Origin of the sequence: Planomonospora corallina (assembly GCF_042650625.1) — a bacterium.
Taxonomy (GTDB): domain Bacteria; phylum Actinomycetota; class Actinomycetes; order Streptosporangiales; family Streptosporangiaceae; genus Planomonospora_B; species Planomonospora_B corallina.
This window is the reverse complement of the sequence record NZ_JBHSBM010000034.1, coordinates 16,289-29,324: the sequence shown is the minus strand read 5'-3', so window position 1 is coordinate 29,324 and position 13,036 is coordinate 16,289. Positions and strand designations below refer to the sequence as shown.

Here is a 13,036-nt window from a genome sequence, read left to right as displayed (position 1 = left end):
TCACTTGATCAGGCGTGCGCCACTATGCTGCTGCCGCACGACGACCCGGACAGATGCCGGCCCTCCGGCGCCAGGAGGGGCGAATCCTGGGCGTTTCCCCCCAAAACAGTAAGAACACTCTCTTGCTTTCCTACAAGGGACAGAGTCGCTCTGGCCATCAGCGTCTCTTCCACCGTTTGCTGTCTCCAGGCACTTTCGGAGAGGACAACGGACGAGCGGACCGGGAAAGCAGGTTCCCAGCAGTGGGGACGCCCCCATCCGGGTCGCAGGGCGAGGGGCGGGGCGTGGTGGAGCATGATGCCGCCCAGGCGGACCGGCCCGAGCACTTCGCCCCGAGGAGGTGCGAAGCCACCGCGTCTGCAGACCGGCGCGGGATCCGTCTCCGGGTGAGGACGGAATGGACGCTCCTCCGCATCTGGGCAGGGCTCGCCTCTTCCGCGGTGGGCTCGCGGACCCTCAGCATCGTCTATCCGCTGCTGGCCCTGTCGGTGACCGGTTCACCGGTGCATGCGGGGTGGGCCGGGTTCGCGCTGACCCTGCCCACCCTGCTCTTCTACATCCCGGCAGGTGTCGTGGTGGACCGACTGAATCCGCGCTCGCTCATCCTGGTCACCGAGACCGTGCGTGGGCTGGCCGCGGTCAGCGTGGCCATTGCGGCCCTTCTCGGCCTGGTGACGCTCCCCCACATCATGACGGCCGCCTTCGTCGAGGGCTCGCTGTGGGTACTCCACTCGCTCGGGGAGACGGCACTGATCCGCTCCCTCGTCCCCCGGGGCAATCTGAGCGGCATGCTGGCCACAAGTGAGACGAGCACTCACCTCGCAGTGCTGACCGCCAGGCCGCTGGGGGGTTTCTTGATCGGAGTGGGGACGGCCACGCCGTTCCTGGTGACCACAGCGCTGTTCCTCATATCGCTCCTCTCCGTGCCGTTCCTGAGAGTCTCCGTGCTGAGCCTGAGGCTCTCCGTGCTGAGCCTGAGGCTCTCCGTGCTGAGCCGGAGACTCGCCGCACTGGAGCGGGAAGGCAGCCGGTCCTCCCCGGGTGCGACCGGTCGCGCGGAGCGCCGTACGCGGCGTCCCTTCCTCCACGAGGTGATCGACGGCGTCAGGGAGTTGGGCGGGCATCCCTTCCTCCGCCACGCCATGGCGCTCACCACGGTCACGAACCTGATGGCCAACGCGCTCATCATGATCTTCATAGCGGGCTCGGCGGCCCTTCCGCCGTTCCAGGTCGGGCTGGTACTGGCCGCCAGCGGCCTGGGGGGAGCGCTGGCGGCGGCTCTGCTCCCCGCCATCCGGCGTCTGCGGCCGGTGGTCCTCCTGTCCTCGGGGAACACCGTGTTGTTCGCTCAGATGTGGATCTGGGCGGTGGCGCTCGGCATCGCCTTCTTCGGCGGGCATACCCTGTTCTTCGGCCTCGCGACCCTGCTGATCGGATGCACGGGGGCGCTCAGCAATGTGGCCATCCGGACGTACGAGCTCAGAACCGTCGACAGGTTCAAGCTCGCACGGGTGGTGAGCCTGCACCGCCTCACGGCGCACGGTGCCGTGTGCCTCGCGGCGCCACTCGGTGCACTGCTGGTGTCCACACTCGGGAGAGCGGGCTCGGTGATGGGACTGTTCGGCGTGATGCTCGCCCTCGCCCTCACGGTGACGGTGGCGTACGTCCTGCGGATCTGCTTGCCGCGCAGGAACATCCAGGAGACCGCCGGGACCTGATCAGGCCTGCGACGCCAGCCTGTCGGCCTCCGCCTTCAGGTGCTCCGGCAGTCCGGGGGCACGGGCGGCTCCCGCCCGCCGGGCCAGTTCCGCCGCCCGTCCGGCGTCTCCGGCCGCCTCACTGATCCTGGCCGCGTACAGCAGCGCGGGACCGTGGTCCCCCGCTTCGACGAGGACCGCCGTCATCTCCCGATCCGCCTCTGACAAGTGCCCTTCAGACGCAAGCGCGAGGGCGTACGCCGCCCGGGTGGAGGGCCACTGCAGCGGCCGGACCCGGTCGAGATCCCGCAGGGCCTCTGCCCCCCTGCCTCGCTCCGCCAAGATCTCCCCTCGCGCCCGCAGGGCTTCGACGGTGTCCCCCTCCCGGGCGAGGACACCGTCGAGGACGTCCACGGCCGCGTCGGAATGCCCGCCGTACCACAGCGCCCAGGCCAGTTCGGTCTGGACGGCCATGTCGTCGGGGACGCGGTCGACCGCGGAGTTCAGTTCCCGAACCGCTGCCGAGGGCCGCCCCTGGGCCAGCCGCAGCTTGCCGATGCCTGCGAGCAGCCGGCCGACCTCGGCGGTAGCGCCCAGTGTCTCGAAGAGGCGCGCCGCCGCGCGGTAGTGCGCCACTGCCTTCTCGGTGTCCTCACGCCGGTGCGCGACGTTGCCGAGGAAGGATTCGACCGCGGCGCGGAGCCAGTCGTCGTCGCCGCACCGGTTCAGCGCCTCCTCCGCCTGCTTCGCCGCCAGCGTCAGCTCACCGTCGCGAAAGGCGATCTCCGCGGCGCGTAGATAGTCCTCCGGCCGCCCCTCGTTCCTGACCGGCCCGGCGGAGCGGTCACTCCGCAGGATCGGCGGGACGAGCCGGTCGTGCGCGAGCTTGCACAGACGCGCACCCGCCCTGACCTCCTCGCGGAGGATGTGCCGTCCCACAAGGGCTTTGACCATGTGGTTCGGCTCTCCTGCCGTGGACGTCTCCCCCTGGTACACGTCCCTGCGTTGCCCCTGCTCGGTGATGAAGGTGCGCCGCAGCCACCTCCGCAGCCGGTCCGCGTCACCGTCGAGGAAGTCACGGGCCACCTCGGTGATCATCTGCTCGGCGAAGTCGGCGAGCGCCCGGTCGACGTCGGCGAACCGGCTCACGTGCTCGACGGTGATGATCCGCACGTCGGCGGAGAGGGCGCGCCACATGGCGGAGCAGACCACCTGGAGCTGGACCGGCTGAACCTCCTTCGCCTCTCCCGCCCCGGTCCTGCACAGGTCCGTCACCAGTGCCCTGGCCGCTCCGGGGGCGAACGAGCGGCCGGTCCCCGTCAGCGGACCCTCGGCCGCCTGAACCGCGGCATCCGTGCCGAGGGCCGCCAGAGGAAAGCGCCCTCTGGTCATGCCGGCCAGTTTGGGCTCGTGGGGCAGGAGCGCCGGCAGGTGGTCTTCCCGGATCGAGACGAGCAGACGCAGGTTCGGGTCTCCGTCCAGAGCCTCGACGAGCTGTTCCATGAACCACTCGCGGTACGGCCAGCGCTGGTCGAGGGCGCTGAACAGCTCCTCCGCCTGGTCGATCGCGGCCAGCGTCAGAGCCGGGTCACCGTACAGGTCATAACGCCTCGGTCGGCTCCGCAGGAACCCGCGGAGCGTCTGACCGGCCAGCCGGGTGGGTGTCTCCTCCGGACACCAGGAGGACAGCAGGGCGAAGACGTGCGGATTGTGCCGCGAGAGCGTGGCCAGTGGGAAACGGACGCTGTGCGAGACACGGCCGATCGGCAGGACGTCGGTCATGGTCCGGTCCAGCAGCGGCAGCACACCGGCCCGGATCAGCGACGTCTTGCCCACCCCGGACGGACCGTGCAGAATGGTCAGGCGGTTGGCCTGCCACAGGTCCGCGACCTCGTGTGACTCCCTGGCCCGGCCGAAGAACCGGTGACCGTCATCTTCACGGAACGCCCGCGGCCCGACGTACGGCTCCGCCGTCGGCGCCGGACGAGCGTCACGCGGGCTCACGAGACCGCCCCCATCCTCCGCCGGAGTTCCTTGCAGAACTCCTCGGCGCTCCCCCAGAAGATGGAGATCCGCCAGTCCTCGTAGTAGCGGGCCAGCTGCCGCTGCACCTCCCGCACGTCCGCCCTGGTGGTATCGAACGACGGAGCGAGCTGCACGCTGACATGCCTGCGCCGGTGGATTCCCGGAACCGCTCTCAGCAGTCCCCGGAACAGGACGCGGAATGTCCAGTCTTGCAGGCTGTAGCCGATGAACAGCAGAGGGCGCCTGGTCAGTGCCGCGAGGATGGACGGCGGGAGCATCCGCTGGCCGGTCCCGACGCCCTCGGTGGCGAGGCTGGTCACGAACTCCAGGTAGTCGTCCTCGGCCAGCACGATGGATCTCGGGTCCGCCAGGTTTCCGTGCAGGTGGTAGACGAGCGGCCTGTCCGGCTGGGGATTCCAGCCTTCCTCGCTGCCGAACAACTCCTCGGCGTAGGGGATGTCCCTGTTCCAGGGGCAGACGGCCACGTTGGGCTGCTTCCCCGCAGCCTTCAGCGATCGGGCGATGAAGTCGTCGTAATTGGTGGTGAGGTAGACCGGGAGCGGGAATTCCGCGAGCAGCCCGTGCGGTTCAAGCGGATCGCGGAAATCCGGAGGGCCCGCCGCGCCCAGCTCGTCGCAGATGATCCTCTTGACGTGCAGGGCATCGCCGTATTTCATTGACGCGAATTGCGTCACCCGTGGAAGGTCGTGGTCGTCACCGTAGGGGTAGCCCCATTTACGGCCCATATCCCGGCTGAGCGCCCGCCCCGTGGGAAGGGTTCCCACGCAGGCTCCCGACCCCAGGAACGGCGTGCAGTCCCCGCTTCTCAGTTGATAGAGAAGACGCTCCCACTCCGCGTCGTCCATGTCGTTCACGTACGGCATCACCTCGCCGATCACAGACTCCGAGGGCTCGCGGGTCCGGTGCCGTACGACTCCGCCGCGGTCGATCCCTGTGCGGAATCCCGGCATCGCCCACCTCGCCGGCGACAGGGCGGATGGACGTCCTCTCATGTCCTCCCACCCGTCGCCCCGCCCGATCCAGCGTGACGACGAGAGACGGAAAGAACACTCAGAGCGAACTCTGGAATCCTGCCAATGGTTCTCTTTCGTCCCGCAGGATCCACTCCAGAAATGCCCGCCGTTTCGACTCGGAGATGGTCTGCGTAGACCCCAGCGTGAGACCAGCCTCACGTTCCGGTTCACCGAAACTCATACCGCCCCTCCCACCTTCCCCCGGGCTCCTCATTACGGTCAGCCCACAAAGCCTCGCGACGCATCCTTTTCACCACAACGACCCGGAATACTTCCCGGCCTTTCAATCATGAGATATACCGTCCGGTGAATCAACATCTAAAATAATCGCAGGATCGTTCTCGGTTCACGCGCGGAGGTCCCAGATGACGGAGCTTGCACGTGCGGCGCACGTGACACCGGGACGGCAGCCCGACGTCTGGGAGAAGGTGCCACCCCGCAACAGGAACTTCACCGGTCGCGACGAGCTCCTCGCCAGGCTCCGCAAGGGCATGAGCACCGTGACCGCGGTCGTCCCGCAGCCTCAGGCGTTGCAGGGGCTGGGCGGCGTCGGGAAGACCCACCTGGCCATCGAGTACGCCTGGCGTTACCGGTCCCACTACGACCTGGTCTGGTGGATCCCCGCCGACCAGCGGGTCCTGGTCCCCTCGGCGCTGGCCATGATGGCTCCCCGCCTCGGCCTGCCCAGTGCCACCACCGCCGGCGCGGAGGAGACCGCCGAGGCGGTGCGCCGGGCGCTGCAGAGTGGCGACCCCTACCACAACTGGCTGCTGATCTTCGACAACGCCGAGGACCCGGCCAGGATCGAGGAGTTCATCCCGCGCGGCCCCGGGCACGTACTGATCACCTCGCGTAACCCGGACTGGGAGAACCACTTCGAGACCCTGCAGGTCGACGTGTTCGAGCGCGCGGAGAGCGTGGAGTTCCTCCGCAAACGCCTGCGCAGGGACATCTCAGACGAGGAGGCCTCCCTGCTCGCGGAGAAACTCGGCGACCTCCCGCTCGCGCTGGAGCAGGCCGGAGCGCTCCAGCACGAGACCGGAATGTCCGTCGAGGAGTACATCGAGCAGTTGGACGAGCAGGCCGCCCGGCTGCTCGGCGTGAACAGAGCCCGGGGATACCCGCTCTCGATGACGGCCGCGTGGCGGGTCTCCGTGTCCATGCTGGAGGACCGCCTTCCCGAGGCGCTCCGGATCCTGCGGTGCTGCGCGTTCTTCGCCCCCGAGCCCATCCCCCGCGACGTCTTCCGCCGCGGAAGCAGAACCCTCGCGCGCCACGGCAAGGACACCGACCCGCGGTTGAACGCGATCCTGTCCGACCCCATTCTGCTGACCACGACCCTGAGCGAGCTGCGGCGCTTCGCCCTGGCCAGGATCGAACCGGAGACCCGCACGATCCAGGTCCACCGCCTCGTCCAGATGCTCCTGCGGGACGGCCTGTCTCCGGAGCAGCAGGCCCGGTCACGCCACGAGGTCCACCTGCTGCTGGCCGGATCGGCCCCCGACGACCCGGACGACAGCACGCAGTGGCAGCGGTTCGAGGAACTGGTGGGTCATGTCGCGCCCTCGGAGCTGGCCGAGAGCACCGAGCCCGTGGTGCGCAGGTTCGCCCTCAACGTCGTCCGCTACCTGTACCAGGTCGGCAACTACCAGTCGGCCCGCTCCTTCGCGGAGGACTTCATCGTGAGGTGGAGCAAGGCGGACGGGTCGCGGCATCCGGACGTGCTGATCGCCCGCAGGCATCTGAGCAACATCCTGCGCGGGCTGGGCCGGTACGCCGACGACTACGAACTCATCCGCAGGACACTGGACGAGATGCGCGAGGTCCTCGGAGAGGAGCACTCCGAGACGCTCTCCGCCACCAACAACTTCGCCGCTGCGCTGCGTGCCCGGGGAGAATTCCTGAAGGCCCGCGATCTGGACGCGGAGTCCCTGGAGGCGCACCGGAGGGTCTTCGGGGAGACCCACCCCTCCACCCTGCGCGTCATGAACAACCTGGCCGTCGACCACGGCCTAACCAGCGATTACATGCGGGCGCGGGCCCTGCATCTGGAGGCCTACCAGGAGCAGAGCGACGCGGCACGCGGGGTCGGCAAGGCGTCCGTGCTCAGCTCGTGGCACAACCTGTCGCGTGCCATTCGGCTCTGCGGGGACTACGCCGAGGCCCGTGACCTCGGCGAGGACGCCCACACCTACGGTGTGCGGGAACTGGGCCCCGACCACCCCGTCACCCTGCTCGCGGCCAAGGACCTGTCCATCGCCCTGCGCCGCTCCGGCGACCTCGTCCAGGCACTGGAGCTGGCCCGCGACACGCACACCCGCTTCCGGCGGCTCTTCGCGGACGAGCACCCCGACACGATGGCCGCCGCGATCAACCTGGCCAACGCCCTGCGGGCGGCCGGCGCGCTCGACGAGGCGTTCGCCCTGACCGATCAGGCCGTGAGCCGCTATCCCCTGGTGTACGGCGAGGCACACCCCTACACCCACGCGTGCCGGAGCAATCTCGCGATTCTGCACCGGCTGCTCGGGGACGCCGGGAAGGCCAGGGCCATCAGCGAGGCGGCCCTGCGAGCGCTGACCGCCAAGGTCGGCCGGACGCACGACTACTCACTCGCCTGCGCGGTCAACCTCGCCTCAGACCTGGCGGCGCTGGGCGAGCACACCCAGGCACGTGACCTGGGCGAGGACGCCCTCGAGCGACTCCACCGGCTCTTCGACGACAAGCACTATCTCTCGCTGCTGTGCGCCGCCAACCTCTCACTCGATCTGCGGGCAACGGGCGCGGAGGAGGAGGCCGAGCGGCTCCGGGCCGACACGCTGGAGCGTTACGCGCGCAGCCCGCTGGTCTCGGTCCAGCCCGACGCCCTCGCCGCGGCCGAAGGCCTGCGCATCGACTCCGACTTCGACCCACCGCCGATCTGACCGGCCGGGCGCGGTCAGACGTTCCGTCCGATCCACTCCTCGCGGTGCCGGTCGGCCTCGCGGCGCGCCTGCGCGTGCGCCGCGGCGTCCACCGGTTCGGTCAGCCCTCGCTCCAGCGTGGCCCTCATCTTCGTGACGAACTCCTGCCCGCGTCCGGTCAGCCCGCCGCTCTCCAGAAGTGTCCCCGTGACCAGATAGGCGCCCTCCCGCCAGCGGGCGAACTCCACCTGCGCACGGAAGCCCGTCTCTCCCGTCTCGAACCACCGCCGGCGCCGCCAGAACTCGGTCACGCCCAGATAGGCGTACGCGCCCTGGAGCAATCCGTAGAGCGGACGTGGATCGGGTCGCCACGGCGCGTAGAAACGCCGTCCGCCGTCCGGCAGGGTCAGGTCCACCAGATCGGTGAGCGCCGTCAGCTTCATGTGCTGGACCTCGTGGGCGAAGGTCTCCGCGAACCCAAGGCCGTGCCGGGGCTCCGAGAGCGCCAGGGTTCCGAACGTCTCCCGGGAACTCGCGCTGTTCTGGCCGACCTCGGGCGGCCGGGTCGGCGTGAGAACGGAGATCCCCTCCGCAACCTCCTCCGCGACGACCGGATGGCATTCCGTCAGGATGCGCCATGCATCCCGCAGGCACGACTCCCACCAGTGGCGTCGTCCCGGGCTCAGCCGCCCCTCGACGGCGTCCTCCGCCGCCCACCGGTACGGGTCGAGGTCGTCGACGATCAGGCTGAGCTCCGGTGTCACCGCCAGCCGGTGCAGCGCCTGCCAACCGGGACCGTCCAGAAAGGGGCCGACCCGGACCGTGAAGGAGCCGACACCGAGCTCGGCTCCGTGTTCGTCCGGCCGCACGACGACGTCGGCCACCGGCTCCACCCCGGCGGGCAGGGTGAGCAGCCCCAGGGACGGCAGTATGACGCTCCGCCCGGTGACGGGCAGCCGGACCGCGCACGCGGTCCGCGAGCCGACCGCGGCGGCCACGGCCAGCGCGCCCAGCCTCCCGGGATCCTCCTGCCCGTCTTTCCAACGCAGGGATCGGTAAGTCCGCCACGCCCAGGCGCCCACCGACGGGTACGTCAGCACGCGGGCGACCTCGTCCGCCGCCCGGCCCTCCATCTCCACCAGCAGGCCGTACGCGGCGGTCGACAGGTCGGCATGGGGATGACCGGTCGTCTCCGCCTCCTCCACGACCCCGCGGAGCAGCAGCATGTGCTTCACCCGCTGCGTCGCGCGCAGTGCCCTCACGGCGGCGGCCCCTCCCCCGCCCTCGGCCAGCTCGGTGAAGATCTCGTCGGGGATGGCGCGTTCGAGGAGCTTCATCGGCGTCCTTTCAGCAAGGCGGCGTCCCGCTCGAGTGCTGCGCGGATGTGGGCGATGAGCCGGTAGAGGTCGGGGCAGTAGACCGAGGGGGCACGGAAGCCGGTGACGGCGTTGTAGCGGTGGGCGTAGAGACCGCCGCCGCAGACGTTGACCAGATCGCACTCGCGGCAGGCCTCCGCCAGTGCCGCCTCCCCGATCTGCCGTGCCGCGATGGCCGGGTGCGTGAGCACCGCGTCGAAGGAGTCCCGTAGCACGTGCATGCGGGTCGCGGCGGCTCCGTGGTAGCTCGACTTGAGGATGTCCGACTGCTCGATACTGCCGTCCGTCTCGATGACGGCCATGCGCACGGGGGACAGCCCGACGGCCTCCGTTCGCGACGCCCGGCCGGTCAGCAGGCGCATGATCTCGGTGAACAGCCGCACCTCCGTGGCGGCAGCCGTGCCGTACCAGCGGTCGAAGACGGGGATCAGCCAGTCGGCGTACGGCGTGGCGGGCGAGCCCGGCTCCCGGAAGGGCGGGGGCGTGGACCAGTTGCCGTGCGGCAGGAGGAAGTCGACGGCGGGCGGGTCGAAGGCCAGGAGCGCCTCGTAGGTCGCCACCGGGTCGTTGCGGACGTCGATCGTGCAGAGCAGTCCGCTGAAGAGGTGGTGGAAGCGGCCGGAGGCCAGCTTGCGCAGCGCGGCGGTGACGGCCGCGTGGCTGCCCTTCCCGTTGGCGAAGCGCCGGTGCCGGTCCTGCCCCTCCTCGTCCCCGTCGAGACTGACTCCCACCCGGATCTCCAGGTTCTCGAAGAGCCGTAGGAAGGTCTCGTCGAGGCGCACACCGTTCGTCTGCACCGCGACGCGCACGCGTGTGCCGACGTCGGCAGCGGCGGCTCTGACCGTGCGCACGGCATGGGAGACGAAGTCAGGACCGGCCAGCAGCGGCTCGCCCCCGTGAAGTATCGCCTCCACCTCGGCCAGGCTGTGGGTGAGCGCGTGTTCGGCGATCCGCATCGCCGTACGATCGATGATCACCTCGGACATGCGGCGCGGCTGCGACCTCCAGGATTGGTCGGCCATCTCGTACATGTAGCAGTACGCGCAGGAGAGGTCGCAGCGGCTGTGGATCTTCAGGATGAACTGCTGGAATGCCGATGGCTGCCATCCCGATGCCAGCAATCCGTCCACATCGAGCATTGCCGGAAACATATTTTCGGGTGGCAGGTTTTCGGTTTTAGGGTTTTTTATCAACCGCGGCACACCTCTCTTGCGCCATTTTCCATTTCGCCCGACTTCGCATGGATAGTCAAGATTTCAGGCGCGAATGGCGGAAGCGTCGCGGGAGGTGTCCAGTCGTGCCGCACGCACCGTCCTCACCGGAGACCGCGGCGCCCTTCGAGACGGGCCCGACGGCCGGTTCTCTGGCGCTGCACCCGGTCAGATGGCGGGCGGGTCGAAATCGAAGTCGAGCCGCCCGCCCGCCCTCGCGACCTGTGCGTCGGGATGCGCCTTGCCCAGCACGGTCCGGTACCGGTCGAACGTGGCCGCCGCCAGGGTGTCGGCTTCTTCTCCGGCACCCGTGGCGCGCAGGTCCACCACCAGGTTGGCCGCCGCGGCCAGCGTCAGCGGATGGTTCTCACCCAGCTCTCTCCGCAGGCTCTCCAGGGTCTCCTCGCCCCTCCGCCTCGCCTGCGCGCTGTCCCCCAAGGTGGCCAGGTTGATGGCACAGGTCAGCGAGTAGTGGTGGTCCCTGCCGAGCCGGCCTTCGAGCCCTTCGAGGGACGCACGGTCGAGCCGGCGGGCTCCTTCGGCGTCGCCGTTGACCCGGAGTAGAAGAGCGACGTTCATGTCACAGCCGTACCGGAAGGGATGATCCTCACCGAAGATCCGCTGATAGCGCCCGGCGGTGTCCTGCAACAGGTCCAGCGCGGCCGCGGTCTCCCCCGCCGTGCGCAGGGCGTTGGCCAGGCAGAGGGCGGCCGCGAGCGTGTCGGGGTGGTCACGGCCGAAGATCCGCTCCACCCGCTCGGACGTCCGCTCGGCGATCTCCAGCGCCTCCTGGATCATCCCGGCCCGGCGCTTGGCGATCGACAGGTCCTTGGCGGTGCGCAGGGTCCACGGATGGTCGGCGCCCAACGCCTGGACGCCGAACTCGTAGGCGTCGTCCCCGAGGTCGCAGGCCCTGCGGTATTCACCGCGGAGCCGTACGATCCGGGCCAGGCCGTTCCTCGAGCTGAGTTTCTCCACTTCGTTCGACTTCGGGTTGCGCTGCTGCTCGGTGTAGGCCTCGCGTTGCAGTTCGAGGGCGCGGTCGTAGTCGCCGGCCAGCAGGTGGTCGATCGCGAGGTTGTTCACGGTCCGCAGCGTCTCGGGCGTCGCCGGGCCGAGCACGTTCCGATGGAACCGGAGCGACTCCTCGTCGTGTTCGAGCGCGGCGGTGAAGTCACCCCGTGTGCGGAAGTCGGCGCCATGGCTGTTGGTGAGCAGAACGGTCTCCCGGTGTTCCGGGCCGAGGACCGCCCGCATCCGTTCGAGGGTCGTCCGGTTGAGCTCGAAGGCCGCCTCGTACTCACCGAGCTCGCGCAGGACGATGCCGAGATGGCGCTGTATGGGGAAGAGAGACGGGTCGTCCTCGCCGTCGGCCCGCCACTCGGCGAGGAACTCCTCCGCGAGGGCACGGGCGGACGGGTAGTCGCCCGAGGAGTAGAGATAGCGCACGGTGTTGACGGCGAAGCGCCGCACCTCGGGCTCCTTGGACGTCTTCACCCGTGCGGGGGCCATGTGGCCGAGCAGATCCGCGTAGAGGGACCAGTTCTCGGCGTCGCCGGGCCGGCCGGGTGCCGCCGCGGCGAGCAGGAGGTGCACCTCGTCCCGGTAACCCTGGCGGTCCTTCTCGTTCACGTCTTCGCGCAGGAGCGCCTGGACCAGCCGGTGCACCTGGATGGTCCGGCTCTCGGAGTCGATGCGCGCCAGGGCGTAGCGCCCCGGCTCTCGTATGGCCTCGCTCAGAAGGATCGGGTCGGTCAGGAGCCCGCCGAGACGCGACCGGCTCGCCTGCTCCTCCGTGAGCTTCTCGAAGACGTCCCGTGGGATGGGCTCGGGCCCGAAGAAGGCACAGCACCTCAGCAGCTCCACCGCCTCGTGCAGTTTCTCCTCCAGCTGCGAGACCGACAGCGCCCAGGCCGCGGTCATGGAGTGCGGATAGTCGGTCGGTTTGCCGGCGCCCAGCAACCGGGTCGTCCGCTCCCGCAGCAGCCGGAGGTACTCGTCCACCACCATGCCCGTCTCCGCGTGCAGGGCGCCGGCCTGCTCCAGTGCCAGGGGCAGGTCACCGAGCTCGTCCGCCAGCCGGTCCGCGTCCCGGGCGCTGATCCCCCTGACCCTCTTGCACAGGAAGTCGATGCTCTCCTGCCTGCTGAAGACGTCGACGGGAACGGTGTCGACGATCCCCTGCCAGGCGTGGTTGCGTGAGGTGATCAGAACGTGTCCCGGTCCGCGCGGGACCACGTCGTTGATCTCCCCAGGCTGCTCGGCGTTGTCGAAGACGAGCAGCCACCCGGAGTAGGGCTCGCCGCAGCGCAGCGCGTCCAGCACCGCCGTCGCCGTGTCGTCGATGCCCGCGGCGCTGGAGGGCGGCAGTCCGAGATACGGCGCCAGGCCTGCCAGCGAGGAGCGCACCAGCATCGGCTGATCTGCCGGAATCCACCAGATCAGCTCGTACTCATGCCGGTAGCGCCAGGCGTACTCGATCGCGACGTGGGTCTTCCCGACTCCGCCGAATCCGTGCAGGGCGTGTGGGACCACCGCCGTGACCTGGGAGGTCATCCCCTCGTGCAGTTTCTCCAGGAGGTCATCGCGCCCGGTGAAGTTCTTGTTGCGCTGAGGGACCTTCCCCAGACCTCAGGCTGGCGTCCCGGCTCCCGGATCGCTCCTGAAGATTGCGAAATCGCCACGCGATCGCCTCCCCTTACCGGATTCCGCCTCAGCCTAGATTCCGAAGTCTTCTTGAAGGGTGGACACGGAAGCACGATTCAAACAACTTTTACAAGTTCACACAACAGA

At 69.2% G+C, this 13,036-nt stretch carries 7 protein-coding genes; 2 read left to right on the top strand and 5 right to left on the bottom strand.

From position 1 onward, the window contains the following. Positions 1–53 precede the first annotated feature (53 nt). Positions 54–1,718, top strand: a complete 1,665-nt coding sequence (locus ACFOWE_RS25540) for an MFS transporter (protein ID WP_377292223.1) — start codon at positions 54–56, stop codon at positions 1,716–1,718. Here ACFOWE_RS25540 and ACFOWE_RS25535 read toward each other — a convergent pair whose 3' ends face one another. Both ACFOWE_RS25535 and ACFOWE_RS25530 read right to left on the bottom strand, forming a co-directional pair. Next, a complete protein-coding gene (locus ACFOWE_RS25535) occupies positions 1,719–3,701 on the bottom strand; it encodes an nSTAND1 domain-containing NTPase (protein WP_377292083.1) in 1,983 nt (660 codons plus the stop codon). It abuts the gene before it with no gap. Beyond that, the gene (locus ACFOWE_RS25530) at positions 3,698–4,399 is read right to left on the bottom strand and encodes an SIR2 family NAD-dependent protein deacylase (protein WP_377292081.1); all 702 of its coding nucleotides are present in this window, start codon (positions 4,397–4,399) and stop codon (positions 3,698–3,700) included. Before ACFOWE_RS25530 ends, ACFOWE_RS25535 begins: the two co-directional genes overlap by 4 nt. Before the next feature lie 722 nt (positions 4,400–5,121). Between ACFOWE_RS25530 and fxsT (ACFOWE_RS25525) the strand changes: the two genes are divergently transcribed. After that, positions 5,122–7,677 (top strand): FxSxx-COOH system tetratricopeptide repeat protein, encoded by a 2,556-nt coding sequence (gene fxsT / locus ACFOWE_RS25525; protein WP_377292079.1) that lies wholly within the window; start codon positions 5,122–5,124, stop codon positions 7,675–7,677. Positions 7,678–7,691: 14 nt separating this feature from the next. Here the strand turns inward: fxsT (ACFOWE_RS25525) and ACFOWE_RS25520 are convergent, their stop codons facing one another. The 3 genes from ACFOWE_RS25520 to fxsT (ACFOWE_RS25510) all read right to left on the bottom strand — a co-directional run bounded on the left by ACFOWE_RS25520 (position 7,692) and on the right by fxsT (ACFOWE_RS25510) (position 12,871). Beyond that, a complete protein-coding gene (locus ACFOWE_RS25520; RefSeq protein WP_377292077.1) occupies positions 7,692–8,993 on the bottom strand; it encodes an HEXXH motif domain-containing protein in 1,302 nt (433 codons plus the stop codon). Further along, positions 8,990–10,171 carry an FxsB family cyclophane-forming radical SAM/SPASM peptide maturase gene (locus ACFOWE_RS25515; protein ID WP_377292075.1) on the bottom strand — a complete coding sequence of 394 codons (1,182 nt, stop codon included), beginning with the start codon at positions 10,169–10,171 and terminating at the stop codon, positions 8,990–8,992. The genes ACFOWE_RS25520 and ACFOWE_RS25515 overlap by 4 nt, the downstream gene beginning before the upstream one ends. Before the next feature lie 240 nt (positions 10,172–10,411). Next, positions 10,412–12,871 carry an FxSxx-COOH system tetratricopeptide repeat protein gene (gene fxsT / locus ACFOWE_RS25510; RefSeq protein WP_449301228.1) on the bottom strand — a complete coding sequence of 820 codons (2,460 nt, stop codon included), beginning with the start codon at positions 12,869–12,871 and terminating at the stop codon, positions 10,412–10,414. Between the last annotated feature and the right edge of the window lie 165 nt (positions 12,872–13,036).

Coding starts and splice junctions, on each gene's coding strand:
- ACFOWE_RS25540 (WP_377292223.1), top strand. CDS start 54: ATGCCGGCCCTCCGGCGCCAGGAGGGGCGAATCCTGGGCGTTTCCCCC.
- ACFOWE_RS25530 (WP_377292081.1), bottom strand. CDS start 4,399: ATGAAATACGGCGATGCCCTGCACGTCAAGAGGATCATCTGCGACGAG.
- fxsT (WP_377292079.1), top strand. CDS start 5,122: ATGACGGAGCTTGCACGTGCGGCGCACGTGACACCGGGACGGCAGCCC.
- ACFOWE_RS25520 (WP_377292077.1), bottom strand. CDS start 8,993: ATGAAGCTCCTCGAACGCGCCATCCCCGACGAGATCTTCACCGAGCTG.
- ACFOWE_RS25515 (WP_377292075.1), bottom strand. CDS start 10,171: ATGCTCGATGTGGACGGATTGCTGGCATCGGGATGGCAGCCATCGGCA.